Annotated in this window: 14 protein-coding genes and 1 pseudogene; 11 read left to right on the top strand and 4 right to left on the bottom strand. The window is 70.8% G+C overall.

All coding sequences use genetic code 11. The features are described from left to right. Nucleotides 1-85: 85 nt before the first annotated feature. The gene (locus CCZ36_RS13970) at nt 86-769 is read left to right on the top strand and encodes a UbiX family flavin prenyltransferase (protein WP_128817775.1); all 684 of its coding nucleotides are present in this window, start codon (nt 86-88) and stop codon (nt 767-769) included. A gap of 10 nt (nt 770-779) precedes the next feature. On the opposite strand, the gene CCZ36_RS34765 is transcribed toward CCZ36_RS13970, so the two are convergent. Next, the gene (locus CCZ36_RS34765) at nt 780-926 is read right to left on the bottom strand and encodes a hypothetical protein (protein WP_164873450.1); all 147 of its coding nucleotides are present in this window, start codon (nt 924-926) and stop codon (nt 780-782) included. Nucleotides 927-1,047: 121 nt separating this feature from the next. Between CCZ36_RS34765 and CCZ36_RS13965 the strand changes: the two genes are divergently transcribed. From CCZ36_RS13965 to CCZ36_RS13945, 5 genes are all read left to right on the top strand, one after another. Beyond that, nucleotides 1,048-1,503, top strand: a complete 456-nt coding sequence (locus CCZ36_RS13965) for an Lrp/AsnC family transcriptional regulator (protein WP_010063935.1) — start codon at nt 1,048-1,050, stop codon at nt 1,501-1,503. A gap of 94 nt (nt 1,504-1,597) precedes the next feature. Next, on the top strand, nt 1,598-2,761 hold the full coding sequence (mqnE, locus tag CCZ36_RS13960; RefSeq protein WP_069737157.1) for an aminofutalosine synthase MqnE: 1,164 nt from the start codon (nt 1,598-1,600) through the stop codon (nt 2,759-2,761). Nucleotides 2,762-2,911: 150 nt separating this feature from the next. Next, nucleotides 2,912-3,451 (top strand): GNAT family N-acetyltransferase, encoded by a 540-nt coding sequence (locus tag CCZ36_RS13955; RefSeq protein WP_069742099.1) that lies wholly within the window; start codon nt 2,912-2,914, stop codon nt 3,449-3,451. 75 nt (nt 3,452-3,526) lie between these two features. Further along, nucleotides 3,527-3,820: a DUF4229 domain-containing protein gene (locus CCZ36_RS13950; RefSeq protein WP_010071144.1), complete on the top strand. Its 294-nt coding sequence runs from the start codon at nt 3,527-3,529 to the stop codon at nt 3,818-3,820. A gap of 403 nt (nt 3,821-4,223) precedes the next feature. Beyond that, complete coding sequence (locus tag CCZ36_RS13945) at nt 4,224-5,612, top strand: dicarboxylate/amino acid:cation symporter (RefSeq protein WP_069737078.1); 1,389 nt, start codon at nt 4,224-4,226, stop codon at nt 5,610-5,612. Between the two features lie 82 nt (nt 5,613-5,694). Here CCZ36_RS13945 and CCZ36_RS13940 read toward each other — a convergent pair whose 3' ends face one another. After that, entirely contained in the window at nt 5,695-6,996 is a 1,302-nt protein-coding gene (locus CCZ36_RS13940) for an alpha/beta hydrolase family protein (RefSeq protein WP_128817774.1), read from the bottom strand. 193 nt (nt 6,997-7,189) lie between these two features. Here CCZ36_RS13940 and CCZ36_RS13935 point away from each other — a divergent pair, with 193 nt between their 5' ends. The 3 genes from CCZ36_RS13935 to CCZ36_RS13925 all read left to right on the top strand — a co-directional run bounded on the left by CCZ36_RS13935 (nt 7,190) and on the right by CCZ36_RS13925 (nt 10,760). After that, nucleotides 7,190-7,834 (top strand): TetR/AcrR family transcriptional regulator, encoded by a 645-nt coding sequence (locus tag CCZ36_RS13935; RefSeq protein WP_069737080.1) that lies wholly within the window; start codon nt 7,190-7,192, stop codon nt 7,832-7,834. 673 nt (nt 7,835-8,507) lie between these two features. Next, entirely contained in the window at nt 8,508-9,605 is a 1,098-nt protein-coding gene (locus CCZ36_RS13930) for a hypothetical protein (protein ID WP_069737082.1), read from the top strand. A 30-nt stretch (nt 9,606-9,635) separates the two neighbouring features. Then, complete coding sequence (locus CCZ36_RS13925; protein WP_128817773.1) at nt 9,636-10,760, top strand: HBL/NHE enterotoxin family protein; 1,125 nt, start codon at nt 9,636-9,638, stop codon at nt 10,758-10,760. A gap of 230 nt (nt 10,761-10,990) precedes the next feature. Here the strand turns inward: CCZ36_RS13925 and CCZ36_RS13920 are convergent, their stop codons facing one another. Both CCZ36_RS13920 and CCZ36_RS13915 read right to left on the bottom strand, forming a co-directional pair. Further along, nucleotides 10,991-11,830 carry a MaoC family dehydratase gene (locus CCZ36_RS13920; RefSeq protein ID WP_128817772.1) on the bottom strand — a complete coding sequence of 280 codons (840 nt, stop codon included), beginning with the start codon at nt 11,828-11,830 and terminating at the stop codon, nt 10,991-10,993. 5 nt (nt 11,831-11,835) lie between these two features. After that, a complete protein-coding gene (locus tag CCZ36_RS13915) occupies nt 11,836-13,158 on the bottom strand; it encodes a 3-oxoacyl-ACP reductase (protein ID WP_128817771.1) in 1,323 nt (440 codons plus the stop codon). A 100-nt stretch (nt 13,159-13,258) separates the two neighbouring features. On the opposite strand from CCZ36_RS13915, the gene CCZ36_RS13910 reads away from it, so the two are divergent. After that, nucleotides 13,259-14,554: an acetyl-CoA C-acetyltransferase gene (locus CCZ36_RS13910; protein ID WP_069737086.1), complete on the top strand. Its 1,296-nt coding sequence runs from the start codon at nt 13,259-13,261 to the stop codon at nt 14,552-14,554. Nucleotides 14,555-14,646: 92 nt separating this feature from the next. Continuing rightward, nucleotides 14,647-16,568, top strand: a pseudogene (locus tag CCZ36_RS36690) (AMP-dependent synthetase/ligase). Nucleotides 16,569-16,661: the final 93 nt, after the last annotated feature.

Genomic DNA, 16,661 nt, shown 5'->3' with positions numbered 1-16,661 from the left:
GAACGTCTGTGGCGCCCGCCCGGTTCCGGGTGCCGTGCGCGAAGGCGCGCCGGATAGGCTCGCGGGTGTGGAATCCAGGACTTCAATGACTCAGCAGCGGCGACGGCCTTGGATTGTCGGGGTCTCCGGTGCTTCGGGTACCCCGTTCGCGGCCGCCGTTCTGCGCGGGCTCCTGGCGGCCGGCGAGAGCGTCGACCTGGTGGTGAGCCGGGCCTCGCGCCTCACGTTGCTGGACGAGACGGGCATCGCCTTCCGGGACGGGCACTGGCGCGAGGACCTGCGGGTCTGGCTGGATCGCGGCGCCGACGGGAATCCGGACGCCTTCGCGGTGGGGGAGGCGGAGCTGGAGCGGGTACGCCACTGGGCGGCCGGGGATCTGGCCGCCGGGCCGTCCTCCGGGTCGTACCCGGCGAAGGGGATGCTCATCGTGCCGGCCTCGACGGCCTGTGTGGCCGGAGTGGCGCTCGGTCTGTCGAAGGATCTGCTCCAGCGGGCCGCGAGCGTGACGCTCAAGGAGCGCCGCCCGCTCGTCGTCGCGGTGCGCGAGACCCCGCTGAGCGGCCAGACGCTGAAGCAGATGGTGGCCCTGGACGAGGCGGGCGCGGTCGTGCTGCCCGCCTCTCCGGCGTTCTACGCGGGCGCGACGCACATCCAGGACCTGGTGGATTTCGTCGCGGGGCGGGTGCTGGACGCGGCCGGGGTGGAACACCGGCTGTACCGCCGCTGGGAGGGAGAGCTCGGTGGCGGCTCCCGCAGCCCCGAGGACTGAGAGGTCCGGGTCAGCGCTTCTTGTGCGAGCGCGGGGAGCGGGTCTTGTCGACGCGGTGCGCGGCGGCGGGCTGGTGGGCACGCGAGCGGTTGGCCAGGTCCTGCAGCTCGCGCATCCGGGCGTAGGCCATCTCGATCGTGTACACGGTGAAGTTCACTCCTGAAGATTCGAAAGCGTTTCTTGGATGTTCTAGAAGATTTGCAGGGTGTCGGCCCTGCATGCCTTAGATTCTACACGTAAACTCGCGGTACTGCTGAACAATGGAAGGTTTCAGTCATATGGACGCGGTGGACAGGCAGCTCATCCAGGCCCTCAGGGAGAACGGCAGGGCCTCGTACGCCGAGCTGGGACGGCTCGTGGGGCTCTCCGGGCCCAGCGTCACCGACCGCATCAACCGGCTGGAAACCGCCGGTGTCATCACCGGCTACCGCGCCACCGTCGACTCCGCGTCGCTCGGCCTCGGCGTCACCGCGCTGATCGGGATCTCGCTCTCGGACGCGGCCGACCACGAGGACGTGGCGCGCCGCCTCAAGGACCTCGCGGAGATCGAGGACTGCTGGTTCATCGCGGGCGACGACTCGTACATGCTCAAGGTGCGCGTCGGCGACGTGGACGGCCTGGAGAAGACGATCCGCCGCCTCAGCGGTACGAAGGGCGTCTCGCGGACGCGTACGACGATCGTGCTCTCCACCAAGTGGGAGAACCGGGTCGGGGAACTTCCCGAGGAGTCGTAGGCGCGGAGCGCCGTAGAGGGGGCACCTCCCGCCCGAGGGGTGGGGGAGTACCGTGGGTCGGAGCCTGATACACGGAGACATGGGAGGCGGACGGGTGGACGCGGGACTCAAGCGCGAGCTGGAGGAGAAGGTCCGGGCCGGCGAGCGGCTGACCCGCGAGGACGGGATCGCCCTGTACGCGTCCGACGACCTGGCGTGGCTGGGCGGTCTGGCGCACGAGGTGCGCACGCGCAAGAACGGCGACGTGGTGCACTTCAACGTCAACCGTCACCTCAACATGACGAACGTGTGCACCGCCTCGTGCGCGTACTGCTCGTTCCAGCGCAAGCCGGGCGAGAAGGACGCGTACACGATGCGCATCGAGGAGGCCGTCCGCCTCGCCAAGGCGATGGAGAACGAGAACCTCACCGAGCTCCACATCGTCAACGGCCTCCACCCGACCCTCCCGTGGCGCTACTACCCGCGCTCGCTCAGCGCGCTGAAGGAAGCCCTGCCGAACGTGGCGCTGAAGGCGTTCACGGCGACGGAGATCCACCACTTCGAGACGATCTCCGGGCTCTCGGCCTCCGAGATCCTCGACGAGCTGATCGAGGCCGGTCTCGAATCGCTGACCGGTGGCGGCGCGGAGATCTTCGACTGGGAGGTCCGCCAGCACATCGTCGACCACCGCACCCACTGGGAGGACTGGTCGCGCATCCACCGCCTGGCGCACGAGAAGGGGCTCAAGACCCCCGCGACGATGCTGTACGGGCACATCGAGGAGCACCGTCACCGCGTCGACCACGTGCTGCGGCTGCGGGAGATGCAGGACGAGACCGGCGGCTTCCAGGTCTTCATCCCGCTGCGCTACCAGCACGACTTCGTGGACATGAAGGACGGCAAGGTCCGCAACAAGCTCCAGGCGCGCACGACGATGGCGACCGGCGCGGAGGCGCTGAAGACCTTCGCGGTCTCCCGTCTCCTCTTCGACAACGTGCCGCACGTGAAGGTGTTCTGGGTCATGCACGGCGTGCAGACCGCCCAGCTCGCGCTCCAGCACGGCGCGGACGACATGGACGGCTCGGTCGTCGAGTACAAGATCACGCACGACGCCGACGACTTCGGTACGCCGAACAAGCTCGGTCGCGAGGACCTGCTCGACCTGATCCGTGACGCCGGTTTCCGGCCGGTCGAGCGGAACACCCGGTACGAGATCCTGCGCGAGTACCCGGGCCCGGACGCGGACCTGCGCGAGTCGCCGCAGCCCATGCGCGTCTGAGACGTATCCCGTGACGTACGAAAGCCCCGGCCGCCGTCCCCGGCCGGGGCTTTCGCGCGTCCCGGCCGGGGCCCCTCGCGTCCCGGCCGGGGTTCCGTCCCGCTCCGGCCGGGGTTGAGCCACCCCGTGCGTAATAGCTAATCTGGCTCTATGGCCCTTACCTTTGAGCTGGATCCCCCGTTCACCCCGGCCCTCCGCGACGGCATCACCGCCCTGTGGGCCGATGTGACCAACGCGGGCGGAGCCGTCGGCTTCGTCCCGCCCGTCACCCCCGAGGAGATCCGGCCCGATCTGCTCAAGCACCTCGCCGCCATGGAGAGGGGGACGGTCAGGCTCCTGATCGGCCGGGACGAGGGCGGTGAGGTCGTCGCCACGGCCTTCCTCACGCTCAACGAGCACCGGCTGATGAGGCACTGGCTGTGGCTCTACACGGTCATGGTCCACCCCCGCCTCCAGGGCCGGGGCTGCGGTCGCGACCTCATGGCGGCCGCCGCCGACGCCGCGCGGTCCATCGAGGGCATCGAGGCCATCCGGCTCACCTGCCGGGGCGGCACCGGCAACGACCGCTTCTACGCCGCCTGCGGATACAAGGAGGTCGGCCGGGTCCCGGACGCCATCCGCGTCGCCCCCGGCGACGACCGGGAGGACATCTTCATGCTGCTGCCGCTGGAGGCCGCGGCAACCCCCTGAACCGAGAGAATTCGGGCCATGCTTCACTGGACGGGCAGAAGTGTGCCGACAGTCCATGGGAAGAGAGGGCCAGCCGTGTCCGCTGCCAAGCCGAGCGCGATGATCCGTTACACGGCGTTGCGCCTGCTGATCTTCGTCGGCTGCTTCTTCGTCGCCGGTGTCGCCGTCCACTTCGGACTGATCCCCTCGGGGCTCGGCGGCTCCAACATGATCTGGGTCATCCTCCTCGGCCTCGTCCTCTCCGCCCCGCTCAGCTATGTGCTGCTGCGCAAGCAGCGCGACGAGATGTCCCAGCAGATCGTCGCCGGCGTCGACCGCACCAAGGCGCGCCTGGACGCCAACCGCACCCGTGAGGACGCCGTTCAGTAAGGTTCCTCACACGCGCGCCGCGCGCGACCTCTTCCTTCCGCCGGACCCTGTACCGGAGCGACCTGCTCCGATACGGGGTCCGCGGCGTTTTCCGGACAGACGCGGGGCCGGAGAGCCACATGTGAGCCAAAGAAGGACTTTGAGCTTCTCAAAGTTCAAGTGTTAACGTATTCGATGTGAAGACAGCTGTGCGCCTCCGCCATGCCGCGAGCATCCCGCTCGTGGCGCGCCTGCATGTCGATCTCTGCCGCTGTATGTCCGCGGTCTGTTGCCGCGAAGTCTGATACGGCATCATGCGGCGGCGCCGCCCCCGACGCGGGCGCCGCGACCCCGTCCCCGTTCCACCGCACGACCGCACGGACGGCTTCCGTGCGTCCCGATGCGTCCTCACTGGAGTGTGTCCGTGTCCGCGAACCCCGCGTCCACCGCCCCCGAGGCCGAGCAGCCCACAGGCTCCGGCTCCGGGTCCCGTCCCCGTATACCCAGGGTCCCGTTCTGGGCCCAGATCGTCACCGGTCTGGTCCTCGGCGTGCTGCTCGGCTGGCTCGCCCGCAGCCAGGACCTCGGCTGGCTCGTCACCGCGCTCGACGAGATCGGCTCGCTCTTCGTCCAGCTGCTGAAGCTGGCCGTCGCCCCGCTGGTCTTCTTCGCGATCCTCGTGTCGATCACCAACCTCCGCCAGGTCAACAACGCCGCCCGGCTGGCCACCCGCACCCTGCTCTGGTTCATGATCACCTCGCTGGTCGCGGTCGCCATCGGCCTCGCGATCGGCCTGGTCACCAACCCGGGCTCCGGCACCGGCCTCACGCCGAAGGACGGCGCGCTCTCGGAGACCAAGGGCAGCTGGATCGACTTCCTGACCGGCATCGTGCCGGGCGACGTGATCACGCCGTTCACCGAGCTGAACGTGCTCCAGATCGTCTTCATGGCCGCCGTCGCCGGTATCGCCGCCCTCAAGCTCGGCGACAGGGCGAAGCCGATCCTCACCCTCAGCCAGTCGGTCCTGGAGCTGCTCCAGAAGGCCCTGTGGTGGGTCATCCGCCTCGCCCCGATCGGCACCGTCGGCCTCATCGGCTACGCCATCGCCGACTACGGCTGGGACCTCATCGGCAAGTACGCGACGTTCACCGCCGACGTCTACATCGGCTGCGCCCTGGTGATGTTCGGCGTCTACCCGCTGCTCCTGGCCACCGTCGCCAAGGTCAGCCCGCTCCAGTTCTTCAAGGGCGCCTGGCCCGCGATCCAGCTGGCCTTCGTCTCCCGCTCCTCGGTCGGCACCATGCCGGTCACCCAGCGGGTCACCGAGCGCCTCGGCGTCCCCAAGGAGTACGCCTCCTTCGCCGTGCCGTTCGGCGCGACCACGAAGATGGACGGCTGCGCCGCGATCTACCCGGCGCTGGCGGCGATCTTCATCGCGCAGATCTTCGACGTGCAGCTGGGCATCGGCGACTACCTCCTGATCGCCTTCGTCTCGGTGATCGGCTCGGCGGCCACCGCCGGTCTCACCGGTGCGACGGTCATGCTGACCCTCACCCTGTCCACGCTGGGCCTGCCGCTGGAGGGCGTCGGCCTGCTCATGGCCATCGACCCGATCCTGGACATGATGCGCACCGCCACCAACGTGGCCGGCCAGGCGCTGGTCCCGGTGATCGTCGCGGCCCGCGAGAAGATCCTCGACCACGACGCGTACAACTCCGCCTCGCCCTCCCCGATCGACTCCTTCGGCGACGACGCCGACCGGGACGAGATCCGCGACGCGGAGCCGAAGACCGCGGTGCCCGCCACCGTGTAGCGCCCGCCGCATCCGACAGCGCCCCCGGGCCACCACGTACCCGTACGTGGACGGCCCGGGGGCGCTGTCATGTCCGCCCCCGTCAGGGGTGCCGGAAGAGCACCTCGGGATGGGCCGGGGCCGGGCCGTCCAGCAGCCGGGCCGGCCGGCCGCGCAGGCTCCGGTCGAAGAACGCGGTCACATAGGCGCGGGTGATCGTGGTCGAACGGGCCGCGGAGAGCGGGGCGCCCGGGTCCACGATGCCGAGCTGCTCCCCGATCACCGGGGTGTCCGTGAAGGTGAAGTGCCCGGAGTCCCTGACCGTCAGCCACCGCTTGAAGCCGTCCAGCCGGCCCCAGACCTCGTCCCAGGACGTGTCGGCGCCGGGAGCGTGCCCCGCCTCGGTCCCCAGCAGCAGGAACGGCCGCCGGCCCAGCCCCCGGGCCGGGACCGGTTCGAAGAACGCCCCGTCCATGTTGACGCCCGCGTCCACCCGCCGGTCGGCGGCCATCGTGGAGGCGGCCGCGTTGCCCCCGATGGAGTGGCCCGCCATGCCCACCCGCCGCGGGTCGATCGTCCCGGCGTGCCGCCAGGCCGGGCGCGGCCCCGTCAGCCGGTCCAGCAGGAACGAGAAGTCGGCGGCCCGCCCGGTGGCGACGGCGGCCAGCACCTTGCGCCGCCCGGCCTCGTCGGGCTGCGCGTCCACCTCGTCGCAGGCGGCACAGGGGAGGACCCGCCCGTCGGGCAGCTCCGTACCGGTCGACTCGTACGCGTGGTCCGCCGTCGCCACGACGTACCCCCGGCTCGCCAGCTCCTCCGCGAGCCCGGTCAGCGTGGCCCGGGGCGTACCGAAGCCGGGGGAGAGTAGAACCAGCGGGAAGCGTCCCGGGGCCGGCCGGGCGGCCGTACGGGAATGGGTGCGGGTGGCGGCGACCAGGCCGGGCCACTCGGGGTCGTCGAGCCCGCGTTGCGCGAGCATCGGCCGCGCCTCGGCTTCCGGCATGTACGGGGCGGGCTCTCCGCCGCTGCCGGGCCGGGCCGGGTAGTGCAGTGACACCAGCAACCGGCGCGGCCCGGCGGCCGGCACCCAGGGGTCGGCGCGCCCGTGATCGGTGAGGAAGAGGGTGTCGCGGCCGGTGGCGTAAGGGCCGGTGGGGCGCGGGAGCGTGAGCCCGAAGACGGAGACGGAGACGGAGACGGGGTCGCCGGAGGCGGCTGGGGAGACGGCCTTCGGGGCAGCGGCCGACGCAGGCGCCAAAGCCGCTTCCGTCGCCGTCGCCGTCGTCGCCCGGCCGGACGCCGAGGCGGACGTGGCCGTCCCGGCGAGCGCGGCCAGGGAGGCCAGGGCCAGTGCCGTGGCGGTCGCGGCGGCCCCGGCCCGTCGGTTGCGAAGGGAGATCGTCATGCCCGCAACGCTAGGCAGCGGCCCGGGCGGCCCGCGTCGGACGGCGGTCGGAACCGTGTAGGACCGAGGTATGACGTTCCTCGGGGCCGGATCATCCGGCCGTCTCCCCGATCGCTCCCTGCGACGCCCGGCCGCCCGTCGCCGTAGGGTGAGAAGAGGAGCAGGGCAGTGGGGGCGGGGGAGGAAGCCGGACGTGGGTGCAGTGAAGAGCAAGCGGATGCCGCGCGCCGTGCGCGAGCAGCAGATGATGGACGCCGCCGTGCGGACCTTCGGGCAGCGCGGTTACCGCGCCGCGTCGATGGACGAGATCGCGGAGCTGGCGGGCGTCTCCAAGCCGTTGGTCTATCTGTATCTGAATTCCAAGGAGGACCTGTTCTCCGCCTGTATCCGCCGCGAGGCGCAGTCTCTGCTGGAGGCGGTACGGGCCGGGGTGGACCCCGAGCTGCCCGCCGACGCCCAACTGTGGGCCGGGCTGCGGGCGTTCTTCGTGCACACCGCCGAGAACCCGGACGCCTGGTCGGTCCTGCACCGTCAGGCCCGCTCGCACGGGGAGCCGTTCGTCAGCGAGGTCGGCTCCATGCGCGACGAGATCGTCGCGTTCGTGACGGGCCTGATCGGAGCCGCCGCCCGCGAGGCCCACAGTGACCCCGCCCTCGCGGACCGGGATGTGGCGGGCCTCGCCCAGGCCCTCGTGGGGGCCGCGGAGTCGCTGGCGGGCTGGGCCAACGACACCCCGGACGTCTCGGCGCGGGAGGCCGCGGCGACCCTGATGAACTTCGCCTGGGCGGGCCTGGAGAACCTGATGCACGCCCGGCCGTGGACGCCCCCGGCCGCCTGATCCTTCCGCGTTCCCGCGCCCACGAGGCGGACGCATCCCCTGCGGGGCCACGGCTGTCGGAAGCCGCGGAGGACGAGGACTTCGCTGCTGTCGGCTTCGCCATCCGCGTCCGCCTCCGTGTCGTTGCCACTGACGCACCGAAGGCTGAGTGCTCCCGCTCCACCTCGGAGCGGCGGAGCGCGGCGGACCGTTTCTGCGGTGAACCCCTTCCCCCGGGTGGGTGAGCACGGGACAAAGGGCTTCGCGGAATGGCGCGCGGCCGATAGAACGCCATAGTGATCAAGAACGCCGTGGCCTCGGCGCGCCCTCCCTCACCCTCGTTCCCCTTCTCTCGCCTCCTTCCGTGGAGACGGCCCCCGCGGCGGAGTTGACGGTGCCGGCCGACGCGGTTGGCCTGGTGCCGGTCACGGAGGAGGACCGGACCAGTCGCGCCCGCTCATCGGTCACGCACGGGCAGTTCCGACGACGATCCGGGCGTCGGGTGGGACACCCGCGCCGAGGTGGTCCGCACCGAGGGTCCGTGCGAGGACACGATCGTCCGCCCCCCGGCCTCCTGACCGTTCCTCTTTCCCGGCCCGTCCGTTCGGCGCATCCGAGCGCCGGGTCGAGAAGCGTTCTCGACCGGGCGGCTCTGCGCTGCCCTTCCCGTCCTTGAGTATCCAACGGAGACACGATGACGTCATCGCAACTCACCTCCAGCATTCCGGCCAGGATCACGCTTGACCCGGTCGGACTCGAAGAGCCCCTGGAGCAGTTGGTGACCGCTGCTCAGGTCGCGCAGGTGTGGGCCCTGGTTCTCGAAGCGCAGGTGTCCGTCGGCACGGCGGACCCGAGCGATGAGCGCGCCATGAACACGGCGCAGGAGGAGGTCAGGGGCAACGCCCGGACCTACCGGAGTGTCCAGCTTCCCTCGGTGATCCACCAGCTTGTCCTGATGGCGGGGGCGGCCGACCTGCTCCAGAGCTTGCATGAGGGGTCTGTGGAGTCCCCGGAGAGCGTGGCCTCTTTTCTGGGCGAGCTGATGCCGATTTTCGAGGAGCACGAGCAGCACGCCCGTGATCTCGCGGACAAGTACGGGGAGTTCTCCAGGGAGACGGAGGCCCGGCTGGAAGTCCTGGCCGGCCGGACGCATGCCGAGATCAAGAAGATCTCCGGGGACGACGGCAGGATCGCCGCCAAGACCAAGGAGTTGGAGGCGATGCAGGAAGAGGTGCGGAAGGACCTGGATGCCGTCATCTCCGCCTCCCACAAGGTGGGCGCGGGTGCACGGAAGATCCTCGACACCATCCTCGACATCTTCAAGGACGCCGCGAAGAAGAAGGGAGAGGACGACGGCAAGAGCAAGAAGGAGGACAAGCCGTCCTCCGGCGAATCCGCTCCGGAATCCTCGGAGGATGTGCACGGGGGGATCGAGGACATCACGTCCGGTGCCGTTGGTGCCGCCCTTCAGAAGCTCCGCAGGGATCGCGCGAAGGTCGAAGCGCTCTACCGGGAGATCGCCGGTTTGAAGTCGGGCCTGGTGACCGTGAAGAAGATCGATTCGGAATGCGGTGCCTACGGCCGCAGCGTGCGTGACGTGGTGCGTCCGGCCCAGGAGATCGCAGACGCCTGGACCCAGGTGGTCGCCTCGTTCGCGGCGACGCTGGAAGAGCAGGCGAAGAAGAAGGACCAAGGCGCCTGGCTGGCCACGGAGATCAGCTGGAGCGTCATCAAGTGGAAAACCGTCCAGAGCCAGGTGGAGCGACTGCGCGCCATGATCACCGGAAACTGAAAACCGCTACTGGACGACTGGGAGAAGACTATGAGTGACGCACTTGTCGCCGCCCTGGAAAAGCAGGAGGAAATCGGAGGGGAGGTGGCCGCGCAGGGGTCCCTGACCGCACTCGTGCAGACGCACGCTCTCAGTATCATGCAGCAGCCGAAGCCGGACTTCAGCGACATCGACAATGAAAAGATCCGGAAATTTCAGGGTACGGTTCAGGGTGCACTGGATAAATCGGCAGAAAATGCAGGAAAATACCTCTGGGCGGTGCAGCCCGAGTCCATCGCGCTCCTGTCCAAGGTCGAGAACTACTTTGTCACGCTGGGCGCCTTCTCGGAGTCTCTCAAGGATGAGCATGATCCGGAGGCCATGGTGGAGACGCTGAGGTTCCTGCGGGAGCAGGCGGGCGAATTCACGGATCAGACGAGAAGGGTCGCGTCCAGCACGGACAAGATGGTCAGCGCCTTCAGTGACGACAAGCGGGAATTCACTGAATGCGCGGTGGAGATCAACTCTATGGTGGGCGGCGAGAGTGGGATTCTGGGAGACTTGGCGAGAGATCTGGAGGATGTGAACTCGAAGATCACCCTCGCGACCGTCGGGGCGGGGGTGAGTGGGGCTGCCATTCTCGCGGGTGCGGCATGCATTGTCATCGGATGCTGCACTTCCCTCCTCACCGGCGGGCTGAGCCTTGCCGTGGCCATCGGTGGCGGTGTCCTGCTTCTCGGTGGCACCGCAGGGGGCATCGGCAGCGGGATCGCGCTGGCGAATCTCTACGACGAGAAGAGGAACCTCCTCGCCAAGCAGCAACGGATCGAAAGCGGGGTGAAGCTGCTGACGGCGTGCAGTGCCGGACTGGAAGACCTCGGCGCCCAGGCGGGCGGAGTGGCCACTGCGCTGCAGAACACCACCAACAGCTGGACGATCCTCAAGGAATCGCTGAACTCCGCCGCCGACAACATCGAAAAGGCTGGAAGGACCCAGTCGGACTTCCTCCGAAAGACCTTCTTGAGGACCATCGACAGGTCCCTGCCGCGAAATCTTGAACAGCTCAGGAACACGCGGAAGGCCCTCATCGGAATGGAGACGGTGTCCCAGCCGAACATCCACACCGGGGACCTCATCCGGTTCCAGATGCAGAAGCCCCCACGAATGGCGCGATGACAGCGCTCCGGAAATCCACGCCCCGCCGCTCGGGGCTGTGCCGTGAGCGGCCCCGGCCCGCCGTGGGACGGCACCACGATCCATCGGCCGATGGCCGCGTACCGCGGGGACCTGGCGTGCGGGACGTGCTCAAGGTCCTATGAGACGGCTCAAGAATCGGTGCGACAGGACGTTCTCGTCCTGTCGCACCGATTCCTGATGTCCTGCCGGTGGGAGCGGATGGGCCCGTTTCAGGAAGCTCGCGTCACCGTTCCCGCCAAGTGCACGCGCCCCTCCGCCCCGCGCAGCGCGAAGGCGTTCCCGGTGGCGTCGGCGGCGTACGTCACGGTGGCGGGCAGCAGGACCGGGGCCCTGAACTCTGCGCGTACGCAACGGATGTGGGCGGCGTCCCCGGCTTCTGCCAGGCAGCGGGCGACGGTCCACATGCCGTGCGCGATGGCCCGGGGGAAGCCGAACAGCCGGGCGGTCAGCGGGTGGAGGTGGATGGGGTTGCGGTCCCCGGAGACGGCACCGTAGCGCCGCCCGAGATCACCGGGCAGCGTCCACTCGGTGCGGGCCGGCAGCTCGCCGACGGCGGCCGGGTCGACGCGGGGCGGGGCAGCCGCGGCAGCCCCCGTCGTCCCGTGCCGGGACAGATAGCCGCTGCGGGACTCCCACACCAGCTCCCCGCCCACCCGCGCCTCGGTCGTCATCGTGACTTCGGTGCCCCGCCTGTGCGGGGTCAGTCCCTCTGCGTACACAGCCAGTTCGAGCGGTTCCGTCGGCTGCACGGCCCGGTGCGGGGTGATCTCGATCCAGGTGTGGACGAGCCCGAGCACCGGCAGCGGGAAGGCGCGCCCTGCCATCAGCCGCATGGTGAGCGGAAACGCCAGCACATGCGGATACGTCAGGGGCAACGGGCCGGACTCCCTGAACCCGCAGATCCTCGCGTACGCCGCCAGGGGCCCGGGTGCGACGGGCGCGGCCGGCCGGGTCGGGCGGTCCGGGGGCAGGGTGGCGTCCGGTCGCCCGGCGCGTTTGAACGGGGAGGAGAGGGCCCCGCGCACGAGCGAGGCGCTGAGTGAGGTCACCGCTCTCACGCCCCCAGCAGGCTCTGGCCGCAGACGCGCAGCACCTGGCCGTTGACGGCGGCGGAGCCGGGCTGCGCGAACCAGGCGACGGCCTCGGCGACATCCACCGGAAGCCCGCCCTGGGAGAGGGAGTTCATGCGGCGGCCCGCCTCGCGGATGAACAGCGGCACGGCGGCGGTCATCCTCGTCTCGATGAAGCCGGGGGCCACCGCGTTGACCGTGACCCCGTGGCCGGCGGCGGCGCGCGGGCCGAGCGAGCGGACGAGACCGATGACACCGGCCTTGCTGGCCGCGTAGTTGGTCTGGCCGTGATTGCCCGCGATGCCCGCGATGGAGGCGGTGGCGACGACCCGGCCGCCCCGGTTCAGCGTGCCCGAGGTGAGGAGTTCGTCGGTGGTGCGGAGCACGCTGTCCAGGTTGACGTCGATGACCTGGGCCCAGCGTTCGGCCGGCATGTTGGCGAGGCGGCGGTCGCGGGTGATGCCCGCGTTGTGGACGAGGACGTCGAGCCCGTCCGGAGCGGCGGCGGCGATCCGGGCGGCGGCGTCGGGCGCGGTGATGTCCAGCGGCAGGGCGGTGGCCCCGAGCCGGTCGGCGGTGCGCACCAGGTCGTCCTGGGCCCGGGGGACGTCCAGCACGATGACGTGGGCCCCGTCGCGGGCCAGCACCGAGGCGACGGACGCGCCGATGCCCCGCGCCGCGCCGGTGACCAGGGCGGTGCGCCCCGTGAGCGGGGCGTCCTGGTCGGCCACGGGGTCCGGGGCGGCGGTGGTCAGCTCGATGACCTGGCCGCTGACGTAGGCGGACCGGGGGGAGAGGAGGAAGCGGAGGGTGGACTCGGCGGCCCCCGGCGCGGCCCCGGCCGGAATCCGCACGAGCTGTGCGGTGGAGCCGCGCCCGATCTCCTTCCCCAGCGACCGGACGAAGCCCTCCAACGCCTGCTGCGCAGCGGCCTGATGGTGGTCCTCGAAGGACGGGGGCGCGCCGATGACGACGATCCGGCCACCGGGAGCCTGTGACCGTACAACAGGGTGAAGGGCCGCGTGCACCTCGGCGAGACCGCGCGCGGAGCTGACCCCTGTGGCGTCCAGCACGATCCCGGCCGGCCGCGCGGCCTGGGCGTCGACCGTCAGGCCCGTCGTCGCCAGCGCCTTCGCCAGCTCGTCGGTGATCGCCGAGTCTCCGGCGGTCAGATGCAGCAGCGGCCCGTCCAGGCGCGGGGTGTCCAGAGTCCAGCGGCGCAGCGGGGCGGGCTGCGGCAGGCCGAGCCGGCGGGTGAGGAAGCGGCCGGGTGCTGTGCCGGTGAAGTGCAGATAGCGATCGGCCATTGTCCTGACTCCCTGCTCGGTCGTAGATTTACTCTGAAGTAAGGTTACTCAAGAGTCAGGAGCTGGTCGAGATGAACAATCCCGGACCGACCGAGACGAGATGGTCGCGATGACGCGCCAGGACCCGTTCGTGCCGCTCTCCCCGCCCCAGCCGCGCCGCGTCGCGGTGCTCGGCGGCAGCCGCACCCCCTTCGCCCGCTCCGACGGCCCGTACGCGACCGCCTCCAACCAGGACCTGCTGACGGCCGCGCTGAACGGCCTGGTCGAGCGGTACGGCCTGGCCGGGGACCGGGTCGGGGCGTTCGTCGCGGGCGCGGTCCTCAAGCACAGCCGCGACTTCAACCTGGCCCGCGAGACCGTCCTCGGCTCCACGCTCGACCCGCGCACACCCGCGTACGACATCCAACAGGCCTGCGGCACCGGCCTCCAGGCGGTCATCGCCGCCGCGAACCAGATCGCGCTCGGGGCCGTCGACTCGGCCATCGCGGGCGGCTCCGACACCACCAGCGACGCCCCGCTCGGCGTCAACGACGACCTGCGCCGCATCCTGCTCGCCGCCCGCCGCGCGAGGACGACGGGCGCCCGCCTCGCGGCCCTCGCCGCCGTACGCCCACGCCACCTCGTCCCGGACATCCCGCGCAACGCCGAACCCCGCACCGGCCTGTCGATGGGCGACCACGCCGCCGTCACCGCCCGCCGCTGGGCGGTCACCCGAGAGGACCAGGACCACCTGGCCGCCACGAGCCACCAGCGCCTGGCCGCCGCCTACGAACGGGGCTTCCTGGACGACCTGGTGGTCCCGTACCGGGGCCTGGACCGTGACCAGAACCTCCGCCCGGACTCGACGCCCGATAAACTGGCGCGCCTGAAGCCGGTGTTCGGCACCGACGGCCCCAACCCCACCATGACGGCCGGCAATTCGACGCCGCTGACGGACGGCGCGGCGACGGTCCTGCTGGCGAGCGAGGAGTGGGCGCGGGCCCGGGGCCTGGAACCGCTGGCGTACCTCTCCCTGTACGAGACGGGCGCGGTCGACTACGTGGACGGCGACGACGGCCTCCTCATGGCCCCGGCGTACGCGGTGCCGCGCCTGCTGGAGCGGGCCGGGCTCGGCATCGAGGACTTCGACCTGTACGAGATCCACGAGGCGTTCGCCTCCCAGGTGCTGGCCACCCTCGCCGCCTGGGAGAAGCAGGGCCTGGCCCCGGTGGACCGCACCCGCCTGAACGTGGCCGGCTCCTCCCTGGCCACCGGCCACCCGTTCGCCGCGACGGGCGCCCGGATCGTGGCGACGCTGGCGAAGCTGCTGGCGGAACGGGAGGGCCCGGGCCGGGGCCTGATCTCGATCTGCGCGGCGGGCGGGCAGGGGGTGACGGCGATTCTGGAGCGCGCGTAGTCCCGCTGCTCTCTTCCTGCCCTTCCTCTCCCCCTGCCGGACGGACGACCCGGCGAACCGACCCGCCCGACCCCCGAACCGAGGAGCCGCACGTGTCAACGCCGCCTTCCGCCGTATCCGCATCCGCCGTTCCGCAGCCCGTCCTGGTCGAACCGACGAAGAAGCGCGGCCCGGACGGCCGGGTCCGGGAGGTCTCCGTACCGAAGTTCGCGCCGGTCGTGGAGCGCGGCTCGCTGGCGGAGATCCCGTTCGACAACGCCCGGGAGGCGCCGGGGGACCCGGTCCTCAGCCGCAAGGACGCCGAGGGCGCGTGGCGGGACGTGAGCGCCGCCGAGTTCGCCGCCGAGGTGCTGGCGGTGGCGAAGGGCCTGATGGCGGAGGGGCTGCGGGCGGGGGACCGGGTCGCGATCATGGCCCGGACGACGTACGAGTGGACGCTGCTGGACTTCGCGTCCTGGGCGGCGGGCCTGGTGACGGTCCCGATCTACCCGACCTCGTCCGCGTTCCAGGCCCGCTGGATCCTCCAGAACTCGGGCGCGGTGGCGTGCGCGGTGGAGACGAAGGAGCAGGGCCGCCTGATCAGCCAGGAGCGCAAGCAGCTCGGCGACCTGGCGCACCTGTGGCAGTTCGACACCGGGGCGATCGGCCACCTGAAGTCCCTCGGCAGGGACATCCCGGACGCGGCGGTCGCGGCCCGCCGGGCCACCCTGGAACCGCACAGCCCGGCGACCCTCATCTACACCTCCGGCACGACGGGCCGCCCGAAGGGCTGTGTCCTGACCCACGGCAACTTCTTCGCCGAGGTCGACAACGCGATCGAGCTGCTCCACCCGGTCTTCAAGTCCGTCTCGAAGGACCCGGCTTCGACTCTGCTCTTCCTCCCCTCTCCCACGTGTTCGGCCGGATGGTGGCGATCGGCTGCATGCGGGCGAGGGTCCGCCTGGGCCACGCCCCCTCCATCCGGACGGAAGACCTCCTGGCCGACCTGGCGGGCTTCCGCCCCACGTTCCTGCTGGCCATCCCGTACGTCCTGGAGAAGGTCTACAACACGGGCCGGGCGACCGCGGAGAAGATGGGCCGCGCCTCGTCGTTCGACCGCGCGGCGCGGATCGCCCAGCGGTACGGCAAGGCGGTCGAGGCCGCCGAACACGGTACGGGCCCGGGCCCGGGCCTCGGCCTGCGCGCGGCCCGCGCCCTCTACGATCCGCTGGTCTACCGCCGCATCCGGGCGGCGCTGGGCGGCAAGGTCCGGTACGTGATCTGCGGCGGCTCCCCGCTGGGCCGGCGCCTCGCCGCGTTCTACGAGGGCGCGGGCATCGGCATCTTCGAGGGCTACGGACTCACCGAGACCACGGCCGCCCACACGGTGACCCCGCCCCTCAAGCCCCGCCTGGGCACGGTGGGCTGGCCGCTGCCCGGGACCTCGGTACGCATCGCGGAGGACGGCGAGGTGCTGCTGAGGGGCGGCCAGGTGTTCCGGGGCTACTGGGACGGGGAGCGGGCGGAGGTGGCCCCGGCGCTGCTGGCGGACGACTGGTTCCCGACGGGCGACCTGGGCGCGCTGGACGAGGACGGCTACCTGACGATCACGGGCCGCAAGAAGGACATCATCATCACGTCGGGCGGCAAGAACGTCACCCCGGCCCCCCTGGAGGACTGGCTGCGCGCCCACCCCCTGGTCAGCCAGTGCATGGTGGTCGGAGACAACCGCTCGTACATCACGGCCCTGATCACCCTGGAGCCGGACGGCCTCCAGCACTGGCGCCGGATGACCAAGAAGCAGGACGTCCCGATGCGCGACCTGATCCACGACGAGGACCTGCGCACCTCGCTCCAGAAGGCGGTGGACGAGGCCAACCGCCTGGTGTCCCGTGCGGAGTCGATCCGCAAGTTCACGGTCCTGCCGGTGGACTTCACGGAGGAGAACGGCCACTTGACGCCGTCGCTGAAGCTGAAGCGGGACGCGATCGCGCGGGACTTCGCGGGGGAGATCGAGGGGCTGTACCGGAAGTAGGGCAGGAGGGGTTGTGCCGGGGGAGCAGGGCATGCGGCGGGGGCGGGGGCCGGGTCGGGCCCCGCCCCCCGGGGCGTCGCCACGCGCTACACC

Source organism: Streptomyces sp. S063 (assembly GCF_002832675.1).
Classification (GTDB): Bacteria; Actinomycetota; Actinomycetes; order Streptomycetales; family Streptomycetaceae; genus Streptomyces; species Streptomyces sindenensis.
The sequence above is the reverse complement of the archived record's forward strand: the minus strand, read 5'-3'. Positions and strand labels throughout refer to the sequence as shown.